A 25,067-nucleotide genomic window follows, 5' to 3' on the forward strand; every position below is an offset into this window, starting at 1 on the left:
GACCTATATAAGCCTAATTAAAGTGCGCTTTATTCAGGCTAAGTGAAAATGCTTATTTTACCAATCACTTAGTTTGTTCTTGTTAATAGATGTAATGGCGCGTCATCACTTAAATAAATATCATCCACCAGATATAGCTTATTGGTACGGATCATCTGACGAATCGCCTCAACATAGGCGTGCCCACGCTCCGAATATCGGTCTAACGTCCCTGCAAGTGCAGAGCCTGTCACGGCTTGATTAGCTTGTCTTGATTGGGCACGAAAATCTCGCATCTTCTGATAAGCATTGTGGGTATTCAAATTCAACAAATACCCTTCCACCGAAGCAAATGGTGTATCGAATCGTGCTAAACCATAATTGCCTAAACCTTGGCGCTTCTGCCTAGGTTCCATACCATTACCCTTGAAATCCCACTGCCCAAATAATGCATTACCTTCACGGGCAAATCGCGATGTGCCCCAACCGCTTTCTTTTGCCGCTTGAGCTAACACTAACGATGGTGGCAGGATATCCACCCTTTCAAGTAGCATTTGTCTTTGGGCTTCTAACAGCGGTTTATCTTCACTGCTTATTACTTTGTACTTTACCCCTAAGGCTAATAACGCAATATCATCAAGGGGGGCAGACATAATGACCTGTCTTTCTTGTAAAATTTTCTCATTCGCCAATAAGACTAAAGGGGCAATCATTCTAAGAAACACCATTTTCTTTTGCTTCACCGGGAGTTGGCTTGACACTGAACTCCAGCCCTCACCCACGGCATCAAAGGTCAATCTAGGGACCGATTTATTACCATCACGAAAGCTTTCTGGCGTGTAATTAAGCGAGTCAAACAAGCCCATGAGTTCATCGAGAGAACTGATATTCAGACTCAGTTGTTTAGACTCTGGATTGTCTAAGGATGACTGCTCAAGCATTTTTGGGGATGAGAAATGTTCAGCAACCGTTGGGTTTGCAACAGCACCTTGATTCGCTTGCACCAGGGAAGTCGTCATCAGTTTTGGCAAACTCTGCATATGATGTAGAGCACTCTGACTGGCAACTAAAGGATTGGAAGCCGTCAGTGACTGAAAACCAAGAGCATCAACTGGCAGCCTATTCGAAATCAGCTTAGTCGCTAGCGTTTCTTGCACATACACCGAAGAGCATAAAACAGACAAAGCAATGAGTGCGAGCATAGCAACGGGAAGCTTAAACTTTATAAACATGGTATCTCTTTAACTGAGGTAAAACGGTAGCAATGGGATTAGCCAATACATCGGGGGCGTAAGGTAACAGTAAAAACCTGACAGTTTGCTTAATAGATATACAAAATGACCTATTACGATCATTTTTTAAGGAGAATAGGACGAGCGCCTTCTTGGCCGCCTCTTGACCCAATGTCAGCAATTAAATCCAACACCTTGATTTATTTAAACTCAATATGAAAATAGCGAGCGTTCACTCGCCAATAGAGATTGGCGAAATAAAATCAACTTATTCCAGTGCCAGCAAAACGAGGTAATGCCTCTTCAAGATAGGCGACGCAGGTGCGAAGTTTGGCAGACGTTTCTAATCGTGATGCATAAATTACATGAATTTCAGCGGATTGATGATACTCGGGGAGTACTCTGACTAATCTGCCACTTAAGAAATCTTGCTGTAAATCCCAGATGGAGCGCAACATAATACCGTGGCCTTTAAGGCACCACTGCTTAGCGACTGTGCCATTATTGGTCATCAAGGAAGCCGCTAAATCAACCGAGGCTATGCCAGCCGCACTTTCCAATCGCCACACTCTATGGTTTTGATCGCGCTCGCGGATCCCTATGCACTTATGCTCGGCTAATGCCGCGAGATTGTTTGGCATGCCATGCGTGTCGATATAGGTCGGCGATGCAGCCAATACCCGATAATTACTCGCAAGACGCTTAGCAATCATTTGCGGTGGCAATTCGCCACCGACACGGACCTCTAGATCAAAACCTTCAGAGACCAGATCGACCGGGCGGTCGAGCAACTCTAAATCAACTTCTAATTCGGGATAGTGGAACACGAGGTCTGAAATAATCGGCGCAATACAGTGGCTGCCAAATCCTGTGCTAGTTGCGATACGTAATCGCCCCCGTGGCACTTGCTGCTCTAAGCTAATTTCAAGGCTCATTTGCTCCATGGTATCGAGCAAACGTTCGGACCATTCCAAGGCAATCTTGCCCTCTAAGGTGAGGCTGACACTTCTGGCAGAGCGCAGAAACAAGCGCACTCCGAGCGCTTTTTCTAATAGGCCAATGCGTTTACTCACATACGCTGGAGAAAAAGATAATTGCTCCGCAGCGGCTGTAAATCCCCCGCTTGTTGCGGCGATAACAAAGACCCGTAAATCTTCAAGTGGCGGCAGTTGACTCACGATTCGTAATCCTTAACAAAACATTTAGCCTATTCATACACGATACGAATATGGAATAACATACTAAAAACGCAGAATCCCCTATTGGAGTCAAAGATGTCTAAGGTAAAAATCGCCGTAATTGCCGGAGATGGCATAGGTACAGAAGTGATCCCCGAAGGGATACGCACACTCGAAGCCGCAGGAAAAATCTTAGGTGTGGCGTTTGAGTGGACCTACTTCGACTGGTCCTGTGAAACCTACCATAAAACCGGTCGCATGATGCCAGAGGATGGACTTAAGCAACTAAAATCCTTTGATGCCATCTACTTAGGCGCTGTTGGATTTCCAGGAGTTCCCGACCATATTTCACTCTGGGGATTGCTACTACCGATCCGCAGAGCCTTTGAGCAATACGTGAACCTTAGGCCTATTCGGTTATTTGAAGGCGTGCCCTGCCCACTCTCGGGTAAAAAGCCCGGCGATATCGATTTTTATGTAGTACGTGAAAACGTGGAAGGCGAATATTCCGCCGTCGGCGGCATTCAATATGAAGGCACTGAACATGAGATTGTCTCCCAGCAGAGCATTTTTACCCGTCGTGGCACAGATCGCATCTTAAAATATGCCTTCGATTTAGCCCAAAGCCGCGAGGCAAAGCACTTAACCTCGGCGACCAAATCCAATGGCATATTTCACTCTATGCCCTATTGGGATAGTCGCGTCGGGGAAATGGCAAAACAATATCCCAATGTTAAGGTCGACCAATATCATATCGATATTCTGACGGCAAATTTCGTGCTAAAACCCGAGCATTTTGACGTGGTTGTTGGCTCAAATTTGTTTGGCGATATCCTGTCTGATCTTGGCCCTGCGTGCACTGGCACTATCGCCATTGCCCCTTCGGCGAACATCAATCCAAGCAAGGAATTTCCGTCGATGTTTGAGCCGGTACATGGTTCGGCGCCGGATATTGCAGGCCAAGGTATTGCCAATCCTTTAGGCACAATTTGGGCGGGCGCTATGATGATGCAACATTTAGGTTATGGCGCAATGCACGACCTGATACTCAGCGCGATAGAAAACGTATTGAAAGATAAGCAGTCTTTAACCCGCGATATGGGCGGAACGGCGAATACTCGGGAGCTGACCGATGCGGTTATCGCTGCGATTAGTCGCAATTAAAACGTGCATTAAAACCTAATGCTAAAAGCCCTTTAGCATTAGGATTGAAAGAATTTGAAACTATCAAGAAACTGATAATAAACGCATTAATAAGCTAGCCAATTAATGCGTTAATTAAAGGCCCCTCCTTACAGCGGCATTCTGTACTCAATGACTCCCGGTTTTTCACCAATCCAGTTATAGAGTTTTTGCGCGGTTAAATTTGTTTCCTGTGTATGCCAGTACAGGCGCGCACACTTGTGTTCAATGGCCGCTTGCTTTACAAACTCAATCAATTGTTTTCCAACATGTTGACCCCTTGCCGTTGGGGCAACAAACAAGTCTTCAAGATAACAATAATCCGTTTCGGCCCAAGTAGAACGATGAAAAACATAGTGCACAAAACCGAGTAAGTTTTGGCCCTCTCTTGCAACTGCGCAATAAATGGGTTCTTGGTCATCGAAGAATCGGCGCCACGTGGCTTGGGTGGTCGCTTCTGATAACGCCACTTTGTAAAAAGTCTGATAATCACGCCAGTGTGGTAACCAGAGTAAATAGTCCGTTTCTTTAACCATATCAATGGTCACTGTTAGTGATTGGCTGGACATTAGCGCACTCCTTGAAATTAAGTAAATGGTCTCAGTTTTACTGAAGCAAGATTCTAGATTCAATTGTGGTACCGCATAAGGTACACTTTTTGTATTTTTTACAGTACCAGTTAGCAAATGAAAAAACCTCAATCCAATTTCCCTCACTTGCAACTCAAAGATGGCATCCTCAAAGATCAGCTTTATCATGCGTTTAGAGAGGCCATTCTTGATGGACGTTTACATCCTAGAATGAAGCTCCCATCCAGCAGAGCCTTGTCGGAAACCATGCAGATTTCACGTAACTCAGTACTGCAAGGGTTTGAGCGCCTGATTGATGAAGGCTATCTGCTGACTAAACCGGGCTCGGGTACTTATGTTTCAGATACCATTCCCGATGAACTGATCGATATACCAAACCGTGCCAGAGAAAGCGCTCAAGTTTTTGATTCCAAATTAGAAATTAATCCACAGTTAATAGAAATGACGCGACTGAAAGCGAAGGCGAATACGGACCACAGCCATAGCATGTTTAATATTGGCGTCGGATGCGTCGATCTTTTCCCGCACCAACTTTGGGGGCGGCTGTTAGGCCGAGTTTGGCGGCAATCGCGTAAAACCTTAGGTAAATCAAACCATAGCGCTGGGTATTTGCCGCTGCGTGAGGCGATAAGTGATTATGCGCGTTCGACACGCGGCCTCAATTGCACACCTGAGCAGATCATCATAGTCAATGGAACTCAGCAGGCCATTAACCTCACAGCGCAGGTACTACTCCAACAGGGAGATGAAGTCTGGCTTGATGAACCTGGATATGACGGGGCTTTAGGCGCTTTTCTCTCGCAAAATATGCGGGTTCGTCCTGTAAGTGTTGATGATGAGGGCACAAATATTGCCGATGCGATCCAGCGGTGGCCCTCAGTGAAACTGGCTTTTACCGCGCCCTCACACCAATTTCCCCTCGGCGGTATGCTAAGTCTGCCACGACGATTGGCCTTACTCGATTGGGCCGCTGAGCAGAGTAAATGGATTTTAGAAGATGACTATAATAGCGAGTTTCGTTATAGCGCCCGTCCGATACAGGCATTACAGGGGCTCGATAAACATCAAAGGGTGATCTACGCTGGCACCTTTTCCAAGATGCTGCTACCCGAATTACGACTCGGCTTTTTGGTGGTGCCCCCTAAACTGATACAGGCTTTCCAGTTGGCAAAATATTATGCCGATACGCACACGGCTCACCTAGAGCAAGCAACATTAGCGTTGTTTATCGCCGAAGGACATTACGCGCGGCATGTTCGCCGAGTGAGAAAAGCCTGCTTAGCACGCCAAACGGCGTTAATCGCGGCAATTGAGCAGTATCTGCCCGACAAATTGTCCGTTCAAACCTCTGACTCAGGTATTCACCTCGTATGTTGGCTAAAAGGCAACTTAACCGAAGAGGAAGTGATCAATAAATGCCGCCAACTCAGTTTAGGTGCACAGCCTTTGTCTCGATATTGCCAAGCGCCCTATCCAAGGCAAGCAATCTTACTGGGCTATGCCGCTCATACGCCTGATGAGCTGCGGGAAAGTATCAAAAAACTGGCGCAGATCCTTTAATATCCAAGCTTAAAAAGCCTGAAAGAAAATCCCGAAAGCACTGAAGATAGCAACAAACCATGTGAGGGATCTTAAGGTGCCTTTGTTGGCAAGATAGAGGATGTGATACACAAAGCGGGCGCCGACATGGACGATGGCGAGCCACTCAGTGGTGGGATTCACTTTGCCCGTGGCGATAACCACTAATACGGCTAGGCCAAACACCAGCAATGATTCAAAGGCATTTTGATGTCCTGCTAAAGCGCGAGCGCCAAAACCGGTTAGCTGTGCTTGCTGAGCACGGGGATGATTATTATCGTAACCACCCGTCTTTGCCATAGCCCAAGCCACTGGACCTTTCGCAAGATATGGCAATAACATGGCGACAAATAAGCAAATAAGTAAGGTATTCATGGGGTAATCTTCCTTTGATTGTTGTTTTGAGCTCTACTGTTTGAGTTCTACTGCTATAAGTGCCTAAGTTACAAGTGTATTGGTTAGCGCCGTTATTTCACCATATACATGCCTTCACTTGCGGGACGACTAAATTTAAAGCCAAACTTTTCATAAAGTTCAGGCACATCCGCCATCAGGGTAATATACGCGCCCTCAAAAGCCTCACGATCTAAATAAGCCATGATGTACTGCATAATAAGCCGCCCTAATCCCTTACCTTGATGCTCAGGATCCACTGCGATATCGACAATTTCGAAGTTGAGTGCGCCGTCACCAACCACACGCCCCATACCCACAGTCTGTTCGGCGAGCTTTATTTGCACGCCATATAAACTCCTTGGCAAGGCCTTGATGGCCCCCTCCAATGGTCTAGGGCTTAAGCCAGAAATCTGTCGTAGACGAACAAAATCATTGGCAGAAACAACGCCTTCAAGCACTTGGTACATGATATTTCCTATTGTTTTTATTCACGAACTTATCTTTCTATCACCTCAAGCTCAAAGCCTTCATCCAGAGTCGGCGGCTGAAAATAACCGCTCACATGCCAGAACATCGCCTCAGTATCGAACATGGCGCGCTCAGGGTGGCTTTGTCTGCGTTTATCGAGTTGACTCAAACAAAGCGCATCGCTGTGATTAAGATAAATAAGTTTATGGGCGGCGCAATCAGTAAAAATGCTTCGAAACCACAGGCGCTGATTGATAGTATTCGCGGGAAAATCCATGACCACAGAAACACCCGAACAGAGCAGTTCCTGCACATGCTTTTTAAGCAAAGGCTTAAGGCGAGCGGAATAGCTCAAGTAAGTATCAAAATCTTTAATTTCATCGGGGTATAGCGCCGCCAGCCATGCGTCTTCCGAGATTAAAATACAGTTTTCGGCCTCAGAAAGTTGTCGCGATAAGGTTGATTTACCTGAGCCCATTTTGCCACAAAAGAATATTAACGTACCTTTACTGACCAATTGTCCTAACGCATTCTGCTGTGTCATCTTCACTCCTTGATTACTGGTCTTTTATCTCAGCCGACGATTTCACTCGCTATGACACCAATGAACGACTGTACAGAGCATCACATAAAGCATGAACACCGAGCAAGACTTGGGACGAGTTTAAGGTAATAAAATTCCATTACATTAATGACTATGCAGTGTTTAGACAGCAGACGTTTACCGCTATTTACGCATTCCACCGTTAGCTTTTTTTGAGATATTACATCTCTTCGCCCGCTTAGATCGCCTCGCTCTCTCAGCCCTATCCTTGCCTTAAATCAGGGAGAAACCAAAGCATTTAACTCGAAGAATAAAACAATAAACCACATTATTAATCTAACAATTAAGCACTAAAGTAGTAATTTACGCTTAGCAATAAAAACATTGCCACCATTCATGCTATGACATTAATTTAGGCGTATGCTAGGGTAAGAATGAAAGGATAACCGTCATAAGTGCAAAGGAGGCTCTATGAGCACTGTCGTTCCACGTACCGTCACTTCCCCTAAAAAATTCATTATCGGCAAGGGCCTATTAGCTCAAATGCATGATTATATTAAGGACTTTGGTGACAATGCTTTTATCATCTGCGATGAATTTATCCTCAGCCGCGTGAAGAATGAAGCGGTCGCTGGGCTAGATCAAAATGGGATCAGCAGCCACCTCGAAAAATTCAACTATGAGTGCAGCGAAGCCGAGATAAAGCGCTTAGGCGCGCTAGCAGAACAGCATCATACCAACGTTATTGTTGGAGTTGGCGGTGGAAAAACCTTAGATGCCGCCAAAGCCGTCGCTTTCTATCAAAAACGGCCTGTCATCTTGTACCCCACAATTGCTTCAACCGATGCGCCTTGTACTGCACTTGCAGTGATCTACTCCGAAACAGGTGAGTTTGAACGCTATCTGTTTCTGCCACAGAACCCAGATGCTGTCGTTGCCGACACTGCTATTATCGCCGCGGCTCCGGCCCGATTTTTTGCGGCAGGCATAGGCGATGCACTGGCAACCTATTTTGAAGCTCGTGCCTGCTATCAATCAGATGGCGTCAACCTAGTCCTGAAAAAGCCTTCCCGCACAGGGCTGGGATTGGCCCAACTTTGTTATCAGTTACTAACTGAAAATGTTGAAGCTGCTATGGACGCCGTTAAAAACAAAATAGTCACACCTGCGCTAGAGCAAACCATTGAAGCCACCATCTATCTCAGTGGTGTTGGTGCAGAAGCGGGCGGGTTAGCCGCCGCCCATGCCGTAAACAATGGTATGTCAGCGGTGGCTGAGTTACATAAAGCTCAGCACGGCGAGAAAGTCGTCTTTGGGCTGCTAACTCAGCTCGTGCTCGAAAATGCCCCAAAAGCCGAAATCGATAACGTTATCCGCATCATCAAAACGGCAGGACTGCCGCTCACACTCGCAGATTTAGGGCTGAAAACCTTTATCGAGGCCGAGTGGCGCAAAGTGGCTGAGATAGCCTGTGCTGAGGGCGATACTATGGGCAATATGCCGATGAAATTAACCGCAGATGATGTCTATCAAGCCATGATAGCCGCCAATGCCATGGCTGAACGCTATAAAACAGCAGAAGCTTGTTAACCGTAACAATATGACGTGTACTCAGTAGGTATCAACTATCTGATTTTATTGATTAATACTACTGAAATAGTTCCTGCTACCACACGAGTTTACCGTTCATCCTAGGCTTCCTTGCCACATAATCAATGGCAAGGGAGTCCACAACAAACAAGACATTTCCACCCTCGATGCCAAAGCTGGCATTTACGCTCTATTTGTTAAACGCTTGGAGGCACATATGGCTTATGCAACAACCAATCCCTTTACGGGAAAGCTCATTAAAGAATTTCCAAATGCAACAGATACCGAAGTCACACAGGCGATAGAATCCGCCCATCAGGCATTTTTAAGCTGGCGAACCACTCCCTTTGCCGACAAGGCCGCAATACTGTCTAAGGCAGCGAAGATCCTCAGAGACAACAAGTCGAAATACGCCAATCTACTGACCTTAGAAATGGGCAAGGTCACAGCAGAAGCCGAAGCTGAAGTCGAACTATCGGCGCAAATTTTCGAATACTACGCCGAACATGCCGAGCGACTGCTGGCACCGCAAAAACTGCCGGTTGCCGATCCCGCCGAAGGTGAAGCAATACTGGTTAACGAACCGCTGGGCGTATTATTGGCTATCGAACCTTGGAACTTTCCCTACTACCAAATTGCGCGCATCTTAGCGCCGCAGCTTGCCGCCGGAAATACCTTACTACTCAAACATGCATCCAACGTGCCCCAGTGCGCTGCGGCATTTGAAGGCTTAATGCGCGATGCCGGACTGCCCTCTGGTGCATTCCAAAATCTGTATGCCACCCGAGAGCAGATAGAAAAGATCATCAATTCGCCCAAAGTGCATGGTGTTGCGCTCACGGGATCAGAAGATGCGGGATCGATCATTGCCGCTCTGGCGGGTAAGGCACTGAAAAAGTCCACCCTAGAACTGGGTGGCGCAGATGCCTTTATCGTACTTGAAGATGCCGATCTGCCTAAGACTATCGACTGGGCTGTGTTTGGCCGTCACTGGAACGCAGGACAGGTCTGTACATCATCTAAGCGGATGATCTTAGTTGAAGCCATTTACGATGAATTTATGAAGGGTTATATCAAGGGGATCGAAGCGCTAAAAGCAGGCGATCCTATGGACTCGGCCACTACGCTGGCACCGCTGTCTTCCCAAGGTGCAGCCGATGAGTTGAAGCAGAAGATCCGTGATGCCGTAAAACACGGCGCAACTGCGACCGAAGTGGGGCCAAAAGTGCCGCAGCAAGGCGCCTTTGTGCAGCCAACAATACTGACAAACCTGACGCCAGATAACCCAGCCTACTATTGGGAATTCTTTGGCCCAGTGTCCAGCATCCACAGAGTGAAGGATGAGCAAGCAGCGATTGCCATCGCCAATGACTCGCCCTTTGGATTGGGTGGCTCAGTGTTTACCGCCGACACCCAACGCGGGCTGGCGGTCGCTAAGCAGGTTTCCACAGGCATGATGTTTGTCAATCATCCAACTATGGTCAAGGCCGACTTACCCTTTGGTGGCGTGCGCCGCTCAGGTTATGGCCGCGAGTTGATTGATTTAGGATTGAAAGAGTTTGTAAACCACAAACTGATTAATGTGGTCGACATCAACGCGCCTTTCTAAACGCTTAGAAAATAGCAACATCTGACTAAACGCCTGACGGAATAATCTGTCAGGCGTTTTATTTAACGTGCTTTATCCAAGGCATCACATAAGGCTTGAACGCCAAGTAAAGCTCTGGGCGTCGCGCGATGTAATAAATCGGCATTGAGTTGATAAATATGCTGTTTCTTCACAGCAGGAATTTCTGGCCATTGGCGCCAATCAACCCCTTTCACATTACCTTCTTCTTCACTTTGCAAAATCACCTCGGGCAAGGTCAGCAAGACGTTTTCTAAACTGACTTGCGGATAATCACTGGCGGCATCGTAAAACACATTTTGGCCATGGCACACACTGATGATCTGTTGGATCCAACTGTTTTTAGAGACTGTCATCAAAGGTGTCGACCAGAGTTGATAAAACACTTTAGGCTCTGATTTTTTAGCATTTTCAACCCGCAATCGGATAAGCTCAGCGCGATAAGCGGCCGCAGCCTTGCTTGCTTCTTCAACATGCCCCGTAAGTTGGCCTAACTCTTCAAGCTCCTTGGCGACGCCTTCTAAGGTTTTAGGATCGCTACCATAAAGGTTAAATCCTAACGTCCTAAGCTGGTTGATATCTTCGGCTTTATTACCCGAATCCCACACCACAATCAGATCGGGATTAAGCTCCATCACCCGCTCCATTTGAATGCCGTAGTAACCCCCAATACGCGGGATATTTTTTGCCGCCTCGGGATAATCCGCATAATCGGTTGCGGCCACAATCGTATCGCCCGCACCTATGGCGTAAAGCATTTCCACCGCATGGGGCGAGAGCGCAATAATGCGTTTAGCGGGCTGCGCCAATACGCTATGAGGGAGAAACAGACTGAGCCCAAAAACGAGTCCAGCTAAGTGTCGCTTAATCATGATATGCCTTAGTATTTATCCCCAAACCGCCTGAAGATGCAGGCGTAGTAGCTTCAGGTCACTTGGGGTTATAGAGTTAAACTAGCTGCTCTGGCCAGCCATAGTGTTCGATATAAGTTTGTAGATTCTTCGGGCGATACTGAGGATCTTGATCCCAGCGGGTCTTCACCGAATGATGCAAAAGTACTGGGACTTGCTCAGGGTCGAGTGGTCGCAAATATTCCTGTTTTATCCGATAAAAACTGCGTCTCGAGTCATGTAAGGTCGCGAGCGGATTTGGATGCACACTCGCGGCTAAGTGTGGCTCTAGACTTAAATTAAATTTCTGCGCCTCGGATATCATCCACAACAGTGCAATATCCGACAACAATGAACCGTCTTTATCGGGTTTATAACTGCCGCCAATATTGCTATGGGCACCCGCAAACCACACTTGCTGCATGTCCATATTGTCGCGTAGTTGCCAAATGGTCGGCTCAAAATCACTACGGTGTTCATCTATGGCTAAGGCATGACGAGCAACGCGCACATTGCGGCCAATTTTAGTGTCGTAAAACTCGTCTTTATCTTCGAACAAGCCTAAAAACGAGATAGGGATCCCCATAGCACCCACGGTATCCCACACGCCAACAAACTTGATTTCCCGAGATTCATGACTGTATCTCGCTCTAAATTCGAGGGATTTTTCACCATCAGGCGCAAAGGGTGCACTGCTTTTTTTATAGTGGTCGAAAGCTTGTTGAATCAACGCCGCATCGGGACGTTTAAGTATGCCGCAGTTATTAATCAAGCCACACAAGCAACGCACAGTGTAAGCACCGCGGCTAAAGCCAAAGAGATAAATCTCATCGCCAGGGGAATAGTTTTGCACTATATAGCGATACCCATCCATGATGTTTTTATGTAAACCGCGCCCTGTCGCACCGCCAATGGCTTGATCGTAATAGGAACCCACGCCCCAATCATAAAATACCTGCTGGGGTTTACCATCAGCCGCTATCGGGCTGATAGCACGCGCGAGGCGCAGCACATTGGTTGGGAAATCGACCTTAAGATCTTTCTCGGGCCGATTCCAAGTCCCATCGGCACAAATCACGATACGCTTATTCATAGGATCATCCTTGAGAACGCTTTGAACACTGAACGGCTAGAGGCTAACCCATAGTCGCTAACAACAAATTGTCGCTAGTTGCTAGTCACTAATAGGCAGTTACTCGTCCTCAAACTTAGCGCATTTTATGCCTGTGCTAAAGCCATTCGCGCGTCTTACTTAACATTGCAACCAACAATGCTGCGTCACTTATGCGCCGACATTTAAGGTTCGATTAGTAATCAAAACCTTGCTGTGCCTTGATACCCGCTTCGAATGCGTGTTTAATCGGCTGCACTTCGCTGACCGTATCTGCAAGCTCGATGATGGCACGGTGGCAAGCGCGGCCCGTGATGATCACATGCTGCATGGGTGGACGATTTTTAAGTGCGCTGAGCACGCGTTCCACATCTAAATAGTGATAGCTCACCATATAGGTGAGTTCATCGAGCATCACGCAATCTATGCTCTCATCTTGCAGCAGCTTTTCGGCGGCTTCCCAAGCGAGTACAGCGGCGGCGGTATCTTTTTCTTTATCTTGGGTTTCCCAGGTAAAACCTGTGCCCATTACATGAAACTCAACCCCTGCACCTTCGAGTAAATTGCGCTCACCGCACTCCCAGGTGCCTTTGATAAATTGCACTACCGCGGCTTTTTTACCGTGACCGACGGCGCGGGCAACAGTGCCAAAACCTGAGGTCGATTTGCCTTTGCCGTTACCGGTTAATACCAGCAGAATACCCTTTTCTTCTTGGGCGGCGGCAATTTTAGCATCCACACCGGCTTTCACTTTCTGTTGGCGAGCCTTGTGGCGTTCGGCCTTGATTTGCGCTTGTTCGTTGTCGTTCTGTGCTGTCATGGTCTTCTCTTCACTCTGCTGCTAAAAATGTCTGCTTTTAAAACTTATGTTTCTAAAACTTATGCTTCTAAAATTGGCTGTAATTTTTGCATGTCTAAATGCTCGGCTAACACATCGGCTAAACGATCGAGTTGCTGCTCACGTATTTGATTGATATCTATCGCCTTAGCATCGTTTAATCCCGCCCAGCGCAAAATCAACTGACACGCATCTGGACTATCAAACAGCCCATGTAAATAAGTACCAAGGATTTGCCCGTCATCACTTTGCAGGCCATCGGCAAAGCTCACAGATGTGGATTCAGGGATTAACTGCAAGGGCGTATTCGTTTGTTCAAGCCTAGGGATAAGATAGCTTGATTCACCGCAGTGGATTTCATAGCCCTTCACAGCAACCTTTTGCCCAAGTAACGTTAGCTCACCGCTCACTCGTCGTAACTGTTTTTCGGCTTTGAGTTCTGTGCTCAGCGGCAGGTAGCCAAGTCCAGCGGTATCACCCGCACTGTCTTCAATGCCTAAGGGATCGGCAATGCTTTGGCCTAACATTTGATAGCCGCCGCAAATGCCGAGCACTTTGCCGCCGTAACGCAGGTGAGTGGCAATATCTTTATCCCAACCTTGCTGGCGTAAAAAGGCCAAATCGGCGCGCACATTCTTACTGCCGGGTAAGATCAATACATCGGCAGCGGGCAAATGAGTGGCGTGACTCGCGGCTTGAGTTTGTAATGATACATAGTCAAAATCGATATCGGGATTTAGCCGCAGCGGATCAAAATCCGTGTGATTACTGATCCTTGGGTACACTAATACCCGCACTTTTAAGCGGCTGTTAGCACCTTTAGTCGGCGAGCTTATCAGCGCATCTTCGGCATCGAGATGTAAATCATGCAGATAAGGCAACACGCCTAAAACAGGTTTTTGAGTATAAGCTTCAAGCCAATCGAGCCCTGATTGCAACAGGCTAATATCACCACGGAAACGGTTGATCACAAAGCCCTTTACCCGCGCCTGTTCGGATTCTGATAACAAGGCCAAGGTCCCGACCAAATGGGCAAATACGCCACCTTTATCGATATCGGCAATGATAATCACAGGGCAATCCACAGCTTCGGCAAATCCCATGTTGGCAATATCACCTTCACGCAGATTGATCTCCGCTGGACTACCCGCGCCTTCCACCACTATGGTTTGATACTGGGCCGTCAATCGCTCGAAGGATTCCAGCACAGCGCCAAGCGCCATTGCCTTATAATCCTTAGATTTAGGCCCAAAAAAGGCCGAGGCTTCGAGTGTTGTCAGGGCTTTGCCATGAACGATAATTTGCGCGCCCGTGTCCGAGCTTGGTTTAAGCAGTATGGGATTAAAATCGGTATGGGGCTCAAGATAACAGGCCACGGCTTGCAAGGCCTGTGCGCGGCCAATCTCGCCGCCATCAATAGTGACAGCGCTATTGAGCGCCATATTTTGCGGCTTAAAGGGCGCAACCTTAATCCCCTGACGAGCGAGCAAACGACAAATGCCTGCGACTAAGGTGCTCTTGCCCGCATCCGATGTAGTGCCCTGCACCATCAAGACTGCCGCGCGCCGAGGTGAATTAACCGCAAGCGTATTAACTACAGGTGTGTCAGCGGTATCGAGTGCATTAGCACAGGCTGTGTTGTCTGTGTTTGGAGAGGACATAGGTTTAAAAGGCTTATTCTAGTTTGCAGTCATTAACATAACAGCTCAGTCTAAAAATCACTTAAGTATGCAACTTAAGCTTAAAACGTGGACTGAGCCCAAAGTCTAAAGTGGTTTCAATGCTAAGGGTAAACCGGCGACCACTAAGGTGACATTGTCCGCTAAGGTCGCCACGGCTTGATTTAACCAGCCTGCTTCATCGACAAATTGTCGGCTCAACTCACCTAAGGGCACTATGCCAGAACCGACTTCGTTACTGATCAAAATCACCACTCCCTCAAGCTCGACAAGGGAATCCACAAAAGCGGTTTTCTCGGCCTGCCAACTCGCATAAGCTTTATCGTCAGAGGTTGAATTGCCAAAGGTGGAAACGGCAAAGTCAGTCGCATTCCACTCAGTCGGCGCGGGTTCATCATCGATGTTAACGTTCGATGCAAGTAATTGATTCGTTAGCCAAAGGGTTAAACAGTCTACTAAAATCACTCGCCCAGGTTTTGCTAACCGTTTTAGCAGTGCAGTGAGGGCGAGCGACTCTTCAAACAATTGCCATTCGATACCATCGTCCGATCGTCCCGCTTGATGCTTGGCGATACGTGTCGCCATTTCATCATCTAGCGCCTGCGCCGTCGCCACATAGCAGGCATCGAAGCCGAGCGCAGTGTACTGACGCACTAAGGCTTCGCCGTAGCGGCTCTTACCGCTACGGGCGCCGCCTAGGACGAGGTGGATCACAGTATGTTACCCACAACGAGCAATACAAAATAACACACGATTTCAGATATTTGCTGCGCCGCGCCTAAGGTATCACCCGTGTAACCGCCAATCTGGCGTCTAAAAATCACTATGATCAAACGGCGCAGTCCTATCATCACCAATAGCAATGACAATGCCGCTAACCCCTTGAGGAATAACAGCACTAATACGCCGCTGGCGATCAGGATAAGCAGCTCATTAATGCCTTGATGTTGCGATAGCGGCTTAGACTTACTGGTCTCGTCATCGCGGACATATTTTTCACTAAAGATGATACTGGCTGATACCACACGGCTCACAGTATGCGCGACGATAAGTGCTGAACCCGCCACGACAGGATCGTACAGGGCCAACTCGACTAGCAACTGCCATTTCAGCAGCAAGGCCAACATCAGCGCCAGTGCGCCATAACTGCCAAGGCGCGAGTCTTTCATGATCCGCAGCTTGTCTTCAGCCGTCCAACCCCCGCCAAAACCGTCGAAGGTATCGGCGAGGCCATCCTCATGGAATCCGCCCGTGAGCAAGACACCAACCAACATAGCTAAAAGAACAGAAACGCCGGCGGGGAGCCAGTTCTGCGTCAGCCAAAACACTATGGCGCTTAACAAGCCGACCAGAAGACCGACGAGACCGAAATAACGGCTGGCCTTATTCAACTTATCGCTATCGACTTCGACCCACTTAGGCATAGGAATGCGGGTAAAATAGCCCATGGCAACTAAAAATAAATCTATCTCTTTGTGCCAGCTTTCGCGTTCTGACATAAAGCATCCTTAGTGAATTCACACTTGCTGCAAGGTTTAAAATTAAAACGGTTGGCTAAAAAGCTATTATTTTAAATAAGTAAAATAAGCGACTTAGCAGAGCACATCATACAACAGCCTCAATCCCCGCATCACTAAAACTCGCCATTTGATTGTAAAAATTTACTGAGGCTTGAATAAGCGGCAATGCCAACGCCGCACCCGTACCTTCGCCTAATCTCAGCCCTAGGGATAATAAAGGTTTAGCCTGCAAAAATTCTAACATTCGCAGATGACCTTGCTCATCGGATTGATGGGCAAAAATCAAATAATCACGCACATTGGGGGCGATTTGCACCGCGACTAATGCCGCCGCTGTCGCGATAAAACCGTCCACGACCACCAGCATTTTACGTTCAGCGGCAGCTAACATAGCCCCCGTCATCTGCACAATTTCAAAGCCTCCTAGGCAAGCTAACACTGACTTAGGCCCAGTTAAGGCGCTTTGATGCAGCAATAACGCGAGCTCAATCAGCATCAATTTACGTTCTAAGGTTTCGCTATTAATGCCCGTACCACGGCCGACACAATCAATCACATCCAGCTGCATAATCGCCGCCATAATGGCCGCAGCAGAGGAGGTATTGCCTATGCCCATTTCGCCAAAGGCGACTAAGTTACAACCCGCTTGATGGTGACGTTCAATCAAATCGCGCGCCATAGCAAAGCCTTTATCGACGGTTTCAAGCGCCATTGCTGGCTCTAAATGGATTGCACCCGTTCCAGCACCAAGACGTTGTTCAATAATGCCTTCAACCCCTTCAACTGGCGTTAAAATACCGCAATCGATCACTTCGAGCTTAAAGCCCACCTGCCGACAAAAAACGTTAATCGCCGCGCCGCCATGGGCAAAGTTTTGCACCATTTGGTGAGTCACTTCGCTAGGGGCAATCGACACACCTTCTGCGGCAATGCCATGATCCCCCGCAAACACTAACATGGTTGGATGGACTATTTTGAGCACATCCGTTTGTGGCTGCTCCGTTTGTTGCAAATCAGTCGCTTGCACGCGGGCAATCTGCAAGGCTAAGGATTCGAGCTGACCTAAGGCACCGGGCGGCTTAGTCTTAAGATCAATTTTCTGCAGAATCACCAGATCCTGCGCTTTACTCACAGGGCTTATTTGAAAAGACACGGCTGACTGAGACATCCACACTCCACTTTGTAATCTACATTAAATAACCACAACGCATCCCGCGTCTATGACGAACATGTCCAATTGTGCATTTCCAATCGCGGGTGGGATATCAACAGAAATACTGATTATCCCGCCAGCCTGCACTTACGACATGACTCTAGGATGACGACTTAACTCTGGGTTTACGTCCTGACTAGGTGCCTACGGCATGACCTTGTATTTACGGCATGACCCTACGCTTACGCAAAATCAGCAAAAAGAACATACTACCTATGGCGGCCGTGATAATGCCCACGGGCAACTCTTGATTACCCAATAAACAGCGCGCTAATACATCAATCCACACCATAAATAAGCCGCCCACCAGCGCCGTTAATAAAATCGGCTGACGACCGGGAAACAGCATGCGTACTGTATGGGGGATCATTAACCCGACAAAACCGATACCGCCACAGGTAGCCACCAAAATAGCGGTAATCAAGGAGCAGAGCAGCAACATATTGAGCCGCAGCTTAGGCACATTCACCCCTAAGGTATGCGCCGTTTCATCCCCCGCCTGCAACGCCATGATCTGCCGTTTCATGCCTAAAATAATGAATAAACTCGCACCAATCACCAGTGTCGGCAGTACTAACAAGGACCAACTGGCCTTAGCGAAACTGCCTAAACTCCAAAACAGCACAGAGGCTGTCGCCTGCGGACTAGCGAAATACAGCAGCAGACTCGTTAATGCGCCGAACATAAAGGAGGTCGCCACACCAGAGAGCAACATGCGCTCCACTTGGCTATTAAGCCCAAGCCCAGACAAGGCAAGCACTATTAGCACCGACAAACTCGCGCCAATAAAAGCGCCCAAGGGCAAGCTAAACCAAAGTAATCCAGACAAGGCACCCGAACCGCTAAAAAGCCCAGAATGTGCCGCCATGCCCGCATTATCAAAAAATCCAGAGCCAGTGAATAAGGTCAACATCACCACAGCGCCAAAGGACGCGCCAGAGCTAATGCCAAACAAATAGGGATCGGCGAGCGGATTGCGAGTCACGGTTTGCAACACACTGCCCGCCAGTGACAAACCCGCTCCCGCCACAAAAGCCAGTAAAATGCGCGGCAACCTGAGCTCCATCACAATGCGCTCAGTCATGCCATTGGCTTGAGTGAGGTTCGTCGCTTTATTGATAAATACTTGAATAACATCCGTAAAACTGATGTTCGCCGCACCAAAACTCGTCGCGGCAATAGGCGTTATCAAAGTGATGATACCTAATACGAGCAGCATCAGTTGTTGTCTCGTCAACGGTGTCACGATACGCCCCAAATATGAGATGAAATATTTTTTACTCCCCAGAGTCATCCGCCCTCGCCTCGCTCATTCAGGCCATTATCTACATGGTGATAACCATAAAAATAGCTGATTAAGGGCTTTTTATGTTGTGGATGGGGCGATACCTGAGCACACACGCCAAACACATCGCCAATTCGCGCCTCGGTTAATACTTCGGTTGGCGTCCCCATAGCGCTGACTTCCCCGTTATGGATCAACAGCAAACTGTCGCACAGGGCACTGGCTAAATTAAGATCATGAATAGAGGCAATCACGCTGATGCCAAGGCTACGCACCAATTCGAGGATTTGAATTTGATAGCGCACATCGAGGTGGTTCGTTGGCTCATCGAGGATTAAAAGCTGCGGCTGCTGCACTATGGCGCGGGCAATCAAGGCGCGTTGCTTTTCACCGCCAGATAAGTGCTCATATTGTTGGTGCATCTTATGGCTCAAGCCGACTTTCTCTAAAGCCTTAGCAATACGCTCAATATCACAGCTCGAATTGGTATCGAACATACCCTTGTGGGGCGTTAAGCCCATGCTGACCAATTGCTCTGTGGTGAGGTCAAAATAGTGCGGTGTATCCTGCTGCACTACGGCAACGCGACAGGCAAACGCCTTGGGTGACAAGCGCTCAATATCTTGATCAAAAAGGGTAATTTTGCCCTGAGTCGGGCGAACAAACCGATACAAACAGCGCAACAAGCTAGACTTGCCCGCACCGTTAGGGCCAATCAGCCCCAGCATCTGCCCCGTTGGCAGCGTAAAGTTAATATCGGAAAGTATGGTTTTGCCATCGATACACCAGCTCAACTGGCTCACATTGAGCGCGACTGACGGGCTCAATGACGGGTTAGTGTCATTCACGGGGCTGTTAGTTTGGATTGCGGAAAGTTTCACCTAAGCGGCGCTCCTATCGAGTCCAAACCTGTATAAAAAAAGGTTGTGCACATTGTCATCTGCTCCCTCGAGTCACCCGCTCGAGAACTAAGGCTGCACGCAGCGATAACAGAAATAGGCAGGTCTCCTGACTTGTAGAAAAGAAGGAGCTAGGCTCTAGAATCTAGAATCTAGGTGCTTCTTTAAACTACTCACAGTTGCGGGCACAGTTCGGGCTGACTGACGAGCAGCTCCCCGATTCCCTATTATGTTTGGGTTGATATGCTCTTTGTTAACAACGCCACTGTGAATTAAAACAACGGAGCGATTCGAACAAAGAGAGTCTATTCCCAACACCTATTTCTGCGACGTTATCACTCATTGCGCATGTAATACGCTATCTCGTTCAAACGTCAGGGAAAAGCATTATCCTACATCTATCCCATTAGGCAATGCTGTTTAAATCAGAATATTTTCATGTCAGCTTATTCTCGCCAAACGATCACGCCTAAACCATAACTCCTAGGTCGTGAAATAAGGCCTCAACACCTGCGCCCACTCGGCCAATCTAAACGCCAATAGCAGGCACCCTGTTCATCTTGCAGCACATTAACGCTCACCACGGCCGCCACGGGTAAATCGAGTTGACTATAAAACCCCACCGCCCGTTCAACCCCTAAGGCACGCGACATTAAATGACGGATCACCCCGCCGTGGCTCACGACCCACACTTGAGTGGTTGGCATATTGTCAGCGGTTTCATTAATGGCACTGTTTTCATTACCCATTTTATGTGAGTCAAGGGTCAATCGTTCAAACTCGGCGGCGAGTATCTGGTCAATCGTCCCATTCACCCGCGACTCAAAACTTGCCATAGTTTCACCATTAGGCGGCGGAGTTTGCCAAGGATTTTGCCAATACGCCGCTAAGTGTTCGCCCTCTTGTTGATACAGTTCATCGAGCCGACAACCATCCCAATCACCAAAATCAATTTCCTGTAAACCCGACAAACACTGCGCCTGCAATGGCCTTGACTCAGATATCAGTGCTGCCGTCGAATGCAGCTCGGCGGCGAAAGCGTGGGCAAAATCGGCGCAGCGGCGTGAAGTCGAGCTATAAATCGCGCTACACACGCTGGCCTGTGACTCAACTGCTGCCGACATTTGTTGCCAACCCTTTTTACTCAAAGGCACATCCACACGGCCGCGTAAAATGGCGCCGCCTTCGCACTCACCGTGGCGTAACAATAACAATCGAACTTGTTTCATATATGCCTTTTTAGTTAGGGACTAGATGCTAGGAACTCAAGCCGAGGGCCTAAATTCTAGATTCTCGATTCTCGCTCCTAATGCCTTTGACTTTCATCTTGCCCTGACAATCATAAGTCGCGTATTATGGACGTCTATACGTTTAAATGTCCAAAACAAATTTTTAAGAACAAGTATTCAAAAAATGTCGGCAGACGACAATAAAATGCACTTAGCATAACAATGGCCGATTTTTGGACTTAACTTAGCTGTATTTAAGGTAATTATTTATGACGATACCCTCAACCAAAGCCAGCCAAATATTAGCAGACATTCGCAAACAGCTTGCAGAGCGCATTCTGATCTTAGACGGTGCCATGGGCACTATGATCCAAGGCTACAAGCTGGAAGAAGAGGACTATCGCGGCGAACGCTTTAAAGATTGGCACACTGACGTCAAAGGCAACAACGATTTATTGGTCTTGTCACAGCCTCACATCATCAAACAAATTCACACCGACTACTTAAACGCCGGTGCCGACATCATTGAAACCAACACTTTTAACGCTACTACTATCGCCATGGCCGACTACGACATGCAGTCGCTGTCCGCCGAAATTAACTTAGTCGGCGCGCGCCTCGCCCGTGAAGCCTGTGATGAAGCCTTTGCTGCCACAGGCATTCCACGCTACGTCGCCGGTGTGTTAGGCCCCACTAACCGTACGTGTTCGATTAGCCCTGATGTGAACGACCCTGGCTATCGCAACGTCAGCTTCGATGAGTTAGTGACTGCTTACAAAGAATCCACTAAGGCACTGATTGAAGGCGGCGCGGATATCATTATGGTCGAGACCATATTCGATACCTTAAACGCCAAAGCCGCGCTGTTTGCGATTGAATCGGTATTTGATGACTTATTCGGTCAGCATTCAAAAGACAGATTGCCGATCATGATTTCGGGCACCATTACCGATGCCTCTGGCCGCACACTGACAGGCCAAACGACCGAAGCCTTTTACAATTCCCTTCGCCATATCAAGCCCTTATCTATCGGTCTTAACTGTGCACTTGGGCCAAAAGAGCTGCGCCCGTACGTCGAAGAATTATCCCGCATCAGTGAGTGTTATGTGTCGGCGCATCCGAATGCTGGCCTGCCGAACGAGTTTGGCGGTTACGATGAAACCCCAGAAGACATGGCGAATGTGATCGAAGATTGGGCGCGCGAAGGCATGCTCAATATTATCGGTGGTTGCTGTGGTAGTACGCCTGAACATATCCGCGTGATCCGCGAAGCGGTGAGCCGTCACGATCCACGTATTTTGCCGGACATTCCCGTCGCTTGCCGCTTAGCCGGTTTGGAACCACTGACTATCGACGCCCAATCCCTGTTCGTTAACGTGGGTGAGCGCACCAACGTTACAGGTTCGGCCAAGTTTTTAAAGTTGATCAAAGAAGGCAAGTTTGAGCAAGCGCTCGATGTCGCCCGCGAGCAGGTCGAAAGCGGCGCGCAAATCATCGACATCAACATGGACGAAGGCATGCTCGATGGCGCCGAGATCATGCACAAGTTTTTAAATTTGATTGCCTCTGAGCCCGACATCAGCCGCGTACCTATTATGATCGACTCCTCTAAATGGGAAGTGATCGAAGCTGGCCTCAAATGTATTCAAGGCAAGGGCATAGTTAACTCTATTTCCCTCAAAGAAGGCGAAGCCAAGTTTATCGAGCAAGCCACCTTAGTGAAACGCTACGGCGCGGCGGCCATTATCATGGCATTCGATGAGCAAGGTCAGGCCGACACTAAGGCGCGTAAAATCGAAATCTGTACCCGCGCCTATCGGGTGCTGGTCGATAAGGTCGGCTTTCCGCCAGAAGACATCATCTTCGACCCGAATATTTTCGCCATCGCCACCGGTATCGATGAACACGACAACTATGCCGTCGATTTTATTGATGCCATTAAAGCGATTAAAGCCACCCTGCCCCACGCAATGATTTCGGGCGGCGTGTCGAACGTGTCGTTCTCGTTCCGCGGTAACAACCCAGTGCGCGAAGCGATTCACGCGGTATTCCTGTACCACGCCATCAAAGTCGGCATGGACATGGGCATTGTCAACGCGGGTCAGTTAGCCATTTACGACGATATCGATCCTGAGCTTAAAGTGCGGGTCGAAAACGTGGTGCTTAACTTGCCCTGCCCAGTTGAAGGCTCGAGCAATACCGAGCAGTTACTTGAAATCGCAGAGAAATTCCGCGGTGATGGCGCGCAGGTGGGTAAGAAAGAAGATTTAGAATGGCGCAGCTGGCCGGTGAGCCAACGCTTATCCCATGCGCTAGTCAAAGGCATTACCGAATTTATCGATGAAGATACCGAAGCCGCTCGCCAAGAAGCGAAACGTCCGCTGGATGTGATTGAAGGCGCCTTGATGGATGGCATGAACGTGGTCGGCGATTTATTCGGCTCGGGCAAGATGTTCCTGCCGCAGGTGGTGAAATCGGCGCGGGTGATGAAAAAAGCCGTGGCTTACTTAAACCCCTATATCGAGCTGGAAAAGGTCGAAGGCCAATCTAACGGCAAGATTTTGATGGTGACGGTAAAAGGCGACGTGCACGATATTGGCAAAAATATCGTCGGCGTGGTGCTCGCCTGTAACGGTTTTGAGGTATTCGATTTAGGTGTGATGGTGTCGGTGGAGCGAATTCTCGACGCAGTGAAAGAACACAATATCGATATCATCGGCATGTCGGGCCTCATCACTCCGAGTCTGGACGAGATGGTGCATAACGTGAAAACCTTCCACCGCGAAGGCTTAACCATTCCGGCGATTATCGGCGGCGCCACTTGCTCGAAAATCCACACAGCGGTGAAGATTGCGCCCCATTATCCCCATGGCGCCATTTACATCGCCGATGCGTCCCGCGCCGTGCCTATGGTGAGTAAGCTCATCAACAACGAGACACGCCAAGCGACCATAGACGAAACCTATGCCGAATACGACGACATGCGCACTAAACGTTTATCCCAAGCCAAGCGCAAAGAAATTGTGTCACTCGAAGCGGCCCGTGAAAACCGCTGCCAACACGATTGGGCCAACTACACCCCGTTCACGCCAAACGTGCTCGGTCGCCAAGTGTTTGATCATTATCCATTAGAAGACTTAGTCGAGCGTATCGACTGGACACCGTTTTTCCGCTCGTGGGAACTGCACGGCCATTACCCTGAAATCCTCACCGATAAAGTGGTCGGTGAAGAAGCGCAAAAGCTGTTCGCCGATGGTCAGGCCATGCTCAAACAAATCATCGAAGAAAAGTGGCTCACGGCAAAAGCGGTTATCGGCTTATTCCCTGCCAATACCGTCAATTACGACGACATTGAACTCTACACAGATGAGTCGCGCACCACAGTCGAAATGACCACACATCACCTGCGGATGCAGCTTGAACGTGTCGGTAATGACAACTTCTGCCTATCCGATTTTGTCGCGCCAAAAGACTCAGGCGTCGCCGATTACATGGGCGGCTTTGCGGTGACCACAGGCCATGGCATAGACGAACATGTGGCGCGTTTCGAAGCCAACCACGACGACTACAACGCCATCATGCTCAAATGCTTAGCCGACCGTTTGGCCGAAGCCTTTGCCGAGCGGATGCACGAACGGGTACGTAAAGAGTTTTGGGGTTATGCGGCCGATGAGCAGTTAAGCAACGAAGCCTTAATCCGCGAGAAATACAAAGGCATACGCCCCGCACCGGGCTACCCAGCATGCCCAGACCACACCGAAAAAGGCTTGTTATGGGACTTACTCAAGCCCGATGAAACCATCGACTTGAACATCACCGAAAGCTACGCCATGTTCCCGACAGCGGCAGTATCTGGCTGGTATTTCGCCCACCCGAAATCCCGCTACTTTGGCGTGAGTAACATAGGCCGCGATCAAGTGGAAGATTATGCGAAGCGTAAAGGGATGACTATCGCAGAGACGGAGAAGTGGCTGGCGCCAGTGTTGGATTATGATCCCGAGTGATTGGGATCTGCAATCACCCGCAGGGCTTAAACTTT

At 48.5% G+C, this 25,067-nt stretch carries 21 protein-coding genes and 1 riboswitch; of the genes, 5 read left to right on the forward strand and 16 right to left on the reverse strand.

Annotated elements, in window-relative coordinates:
* Positions 1 to 68: 68 nt before the first annotated feature.
* Both L5M37_RS07625 and L5M37_RS07630 read right to left on the reverse strand, forming a co-directional pair.
* Complete coding sequence (locus tag L5M37_RS07625; protein ID WP_263139952.1) at positions 69 to 1,211, reverse strand: glucosaminidase domain-containing protein; 1,143 nt, start codon at positions 1,209 to 1,211, stop codon at positions 69 to 71.
* A 263-nt stretch (positions 1,212 to 1,474) separates the two neighbouring features.
* The gene (locus L5M37_RS07630) at positions 1,475 to 2,389 is read right to left on the reverse strand and encodes a LysR family transcriptional regulator (RefSeq protein ID WP_263139951.1); all 915 of its coding nucleotides are present in this window, start codon (positions 2,387 to 2,389) and stop codon (positions 1,475 to 1,477) included.
* Positions 2,390 to 2,485: 96 nt separating this feature from the next.
* On the opposite strand from L5M37_RS07630, the gene L5M37_RS07635 reads away from it, so the two are divergent.
* Complete coding sequence (locus tag L5M37_RS07635; RefSeq protein WP_219251145.1) at positions 2,486 to 3,553, forward strand: tartrate dehydrogenase; 1,068 nt, start codon at positions 2,486 to 2,488, stop codon at positions 3,551 to 3,553.
* A gap of 128 nt (positions 3,554 to 3,681) precedes the next feature.
* Here L5M37_RS07635 and L5M37_RS07640 read toward each other — a convergent pair whose 3' ends face one another.
* Positions 3,682 to 4,140 (reverse strand): GNAT family N-acetyltransferase, encoded by a 459-nt coding sequence (locus L5M37_RS07640; RefSeq protein WP_219251144.1) that lies wholly within the window; start codon positions 4,138 to 4,140, stop codon positions 3,682 to 3,684.
* 117 nt (positions 4,141 to 4,257) lie between these two features.
* On the opposite strand from L5M37_RS07640, the gene L5M37_RS07645 reads away from it, so the two are divergent.
* Positions 4,258 to 5,721, forward strand: a complete 1,464-nt coding sequence (locus L5M37_RS07645) for a PLP-dependent aminotransferase family protein (protein WP_263186617.1) — start codon at positions 4,258 to 4,260, stop codon at positions 5,719 to 5,721.
* A 9-nt stretch (positions 5,722 to 5,730) separates the two neighbouring features.
* On the opposite strand, the gene L5M37_RS07650 is transcribed toward L5M37_RS07645, so the two are convergent.
* The 3 genes from L5M37_RS07650 to L5M37_RS07660 form a co-directional block, all read right to left on the reverse strand.
* Positions 5,731 to 6,114: an MAPEG family protein gene (locus L5M37_RS07650; RefSeq protein ID WP_105251622.1), complete on the reverse strand. Its 384-nt coding sequence runs from the start codon at positions 6,112 to 6,114 to the stop codon at positions 5,731 to 5,733.
* Positions 6,115 to 6,206: 92 nt separating this feature from the next.
* Positions 6,207 to 6,602: a GNAT family N-acetyltransferase gene (locus L5M37_RS07655; protein WP_263186616.1), complete on the reverse strand. Its 396-nt coding sequence runs from the start codon at positions 6,600 to 6,602 to the stop codon at positions 6,207 to 6,209.
* A gap of 29 nt (positions 6,603 to 6,631) precedes the next feature.
* Positions 6,632 to 7,147: an AAA family ATPase gene (locus tag L5M37_RS07660; RefSeq protein WP_105251620.1), complete on the reverse strand. Its 516-nt coding sequence runs from the start codon at positions 7,145 to 7,147 to the stop codon at positions 6,632 to 6,634.
* 471 nt (positions 7,148 to 7,618) lie between these two features.
* Between L5M37_RS07660 and L5M37_RS07665 the strand changes: the two genes are divergently transcribed.
* Positions 7,619 to 8,737 carry a glycerol dehydrogenase gene (locus L5M37_RS07665; RefSeq protein ID WP_263199998.1) on the forward strand — a complete coding sequence of 373 codons (1,119 nt, stop codon included), beginning with the start codon at positions 7,619 to 7,621 and terminating at the stop codon, positions 8,735 to 8,737.
* A 217-nt stretch (positions 8,738 to 8,954) separates the two neighbouring features.
* Positions 8,955 to 10,346, forward strand: coding sequence for an NAD-dependent succinate-semialdehyde dehydrogenase (locus L5M37_RS07670; protein WP_263182831.1), 1,392 nt, complete (start codon positions 8,955 to 8,957; stop codon positions 10,344 to 10,346).
* Between the two features lie 62 nt (positions 10,347 to 10,408).
* Here L5M37_RS07670 and L5M37_RS07675 read toward each other — a convergent pair whose 3' ends face one another.
* From L5M37_RS07675 to L5M37_RS07720, 10 genes are all read right to left on the reverse strand, one after another.
* A complete protein-coding gene (locus tag L5M37_RS07675) occupies positions 10,409 to 11,236 on the reverse strand; it encodes a cobalamin-binding protein (RefSeq protein ID WP_173243092.1) in 828 nt (275 codons plus the stop codon).
* 76 nt (positions 11,237 to 11,312) lie between these two features.
* Entirely contained in the window at positions 11,313 to 12,347 is a 1,035-nt protein-coding gene (locus L5M37_RS07680) for a DUF2235 domain-containing protein (protein ID WP_168822678.1), read from the reverse strand.
* A 214-nt stretch (positions 12,348 to 12,561) separates the two neighbouring features.
* On the reverse strand, positions 12,562 to 13,185 hold the full coding sequence (cobO, locus tag L5M37_RS07685; protein ID WP_113941149.1) for a cob(I)yrinic acid a,c-diamide adenosyltransferase: 624 nt from the start codon (positions 13,183 to 13,185) through the stop codon (positions 12,562 to 12,564).
* A 59-nt stretch (positions 13,186 to 13,244) separates the two neighbouring features.
* Complete coding sequence (locus tag L5M37_RS07690; protein WP_263200000.1) at positions 13,245 to 14,864, reverse strand: cobyric acid synthase; 1,620 nt, start codon at positions 14,862 to 14,864, stop codon at positions 13,245 to 13,247.
* Between the two features lie 105 nt (positions 14,865 to 14,969).
* The gene (cobU, locus tag L5M37_RS07695) at positions 14,970 to 15,596 is read right to left on the reverse strand and encodes a bifunctional adenosylcobinamide kinase/adenosylcobinamide-phosphate guanylyltransferase (RefSeq protein WP_173496806.1); all 627 of its coding nucleotides are present in this window, start codon (positions 15,594 to 15,596) and stop codon (positions 14,970 to 14,972) included.
* Complete coding sequence (locus L5M37_RS07700) at positions 15,593 to 16,381, reverse strand: adenosylcobinamide-GDP ribazoletransferase (RefSeq protein WP_028759425.1); 789 nt, start codon at positions 16,379 to 16,381, stop codon at positions 15,593 to 15,595. The genes cobU and L5M37_RS07700 overlap by 4 nt, the downstream gene beginning before the upstream one ends.
* 106 nt (positions 16,382 to 16,487) lie before the next feature.
* Positions 16,488 to 17,570 (reverse strand): nicotinate-nucleotide--dimethylbenzimidazole phosphoribosyltransferase, encoded by a 1,083-nt coding sequence (gene cobT, locus L5M37_RS07705; protein ID WP_263200002.1) that lies wholly within the window; start codon positions 17,568 to 17,570, stop codon positions 16,488 to 16,490.
* Positions 17,571 to 17,778: 208 nt separating this feature from the next.
* Complete coding sequence (locus tag L5M37_RS07710; protein ID WP_219251136.1) at positions 17,779 to 18,909, reverse strand: FecCD family ABC transporter permease; 1,131 nt, start codon at positions 18,907 to 18,909, stop codon at positions 17,779 to 17,781.
* Positions 18,906 to 19,781, reverse strand: coding sequence for an ABC transporter ATP-binding protein (locus L5M37_RS07715; RefSeq protein WP_263200005.1), 876 nt, complete (start codon positions 19,779 to 19,781; stop codon positions 18,906 to 18,908). The genes L5M37_RS07710 and L5M37_RS07715 overlap by 4 nt, the downstream gene beginning before the upstream one ends.
* 99 nt (positions 19,782 to 19,880) lie before the next feature.
* Positions 19,881 to 20,081, reverse strand: a riboswitch (cobalamin riboswitch).
* A 221-nt stretch (positions 20,082 to 20,302) separates the two neighbouring features.
* Positions 20,303 to 21,028 carry a histidine phosphatase family protein gene (locus L5M37_RS07720; protein ID WP_263200006.1) on the reverse strand — a complete coding sequence of 242 codons (726 nt, stop codon included), beginning with the start codon at positions 21,026 to 21,028 and terminating at the stop codon, positions 20,303 to 20,305.
* Positions 21,029 to 21,297: 269 nt separating this feature from the next.
* Between L5M37_RS07720 and metH the strand changes: the two genes are divergently transcribed.
* Positions 21,298 to 25,032 (forward strand): methionine synthase, encoded by a 3,735-nt coding sequence (gene metH, locus L5M37_RS07725; RefSeq protein ID WP_263200007.1) that lies wholly within the window; start codon positions 21,298 to 21,300, stop codon positions 25,030 to 25,032.
* Positions 25,033 to 25,067: the final 35 nt, after the last annotated feature.

It is taken from the genome of Shewanella sp. SM69 (assembly GCF_025653985.1).
GTDB lineage: Bacteria > Pseudomonadota > Gammaproteobacteria > Enterobacterales > Shewanellaceae > Shewanella > Shewanella oncorhynchi.

Coding starts and splice junctions, on each gene's coding strand:
- L5M37_RS07625 (WP_263139952.1), bottom strand. CDS start 1,211: ATGTTTATAAAGTTTAAGCTTCCCGTTGCTATGCTCGCACTCATTGCT.
- L5M37_RS07635 (WP_219251145.1), top strand. CDS start 2,486: ATGTCTAAGGTAAAAATCGCCGTAATTGCCGGAGATGGCATAGGTACA.
- L5M37_RS07640 (WP_219251144.1), bottom strand. CDS start 4,140: ATGTCCAGCCAATCACTAACAGTGACCATTGATATGGTTAAAGAAACG.
- L5M37_RS07645 (WP_263186617.1), top strand. CDS start 4,258: ATGAAAAAACCTCAATCCAATTTCCCTCACTTGCAACTCAAAGATGGC.
- L5M37_RS07650 (WP_105251622.1), bottom strand. CDS start 6,114: ATGAATACCTTACTTATTTGCTTATTTGTCGCCATGTTATTGCCATAT.
- L5M37_RS07655 (WP_263186616.1), bottom strand. CDS start 6,602: ATGTACCAAGTGCTTGAAGGCGTTGTTTCTGCCAATGATTTTGTTCGT.
- L5M37_RS07660 (WP_105251620.1), bottom strand. CDS start 7,147: ATGACACAGCAGAATGCGTTAGGACAATTGGTCAGTAAAGGTACGTTA.
- L5M37_RS07665 (WP_263199998.1), top strand. CDS start 7,619: ATGAGCACTGTCGTTCCACGTACCGTCACTTCCCCTAAAAAATTCATT.
- L5M37_RS07670 (WP_263182831.1), top strand. CDS start 8,955: ATGGCTTATGCAACAACCAATCCCTTTACGGGAAAGCTCATTAAAGAA.
- L5M37_RS07675 (WP_173243092.1), bottom strand. CDS start 11,236: ATGATTAAGCGACACTTAGCTGGACTCGTTTTTGGGCTCAGTCTGTTT.
- L5M37_RS07680 (WP_168822678.1), bottom strand. CDS start 12,347: ATGAATAAGCGTATCGTGATTTGTGCCGATGGGACTTGGAATCGGCCC.
- cobO (WP_113941149.1), bottom strand. CDS start 13,185: ATGACAGCACAGAACGACAACGAACAAGCGCAAATCAAGGCCGAACGC.
- L5M37_RS07690 (WP_263200000.1), bottom strand. CDS start 14,864: ATGTCCTCTCCAAACACAGACAACACAGCCTGTGCTAATGCACTCGAT.
- L5M37_RS07700 (WP_028759425.1), bottom strand. CDS start 16,381: ATGTCAGAACGCGAAAGCTGGCACAAAGAGATAGATTTATTTTTAGTT.
- cobT (WP_263200002.1), bottom strand. CDS start 17,570: ATGTCTCAGTCAGCCGTGTCTTTTCAAATAAGCCCTGTGAGTAAAGCG.
- L5M37_RS07710 (WP_219251136.1), bottom strand. CDS start 18,909: ATGACTCTGGGGAGTAAAAAATATTTCATCTCATATTTGGGGCGTATC.
- L5M37_RS07720 (WP_263200006.1), bottom strand. CDS start 21,028: ATGAAACAAGTTCGATTGTTATTGTTACGCCACGGTGAGTGCGAAGGC.
- metH (WP_263200007.1), top strand. CDS start 21,298: ATGACGATACCCTCAACCAAAGCCAGCCAAATATTAGCAGACATTCGC.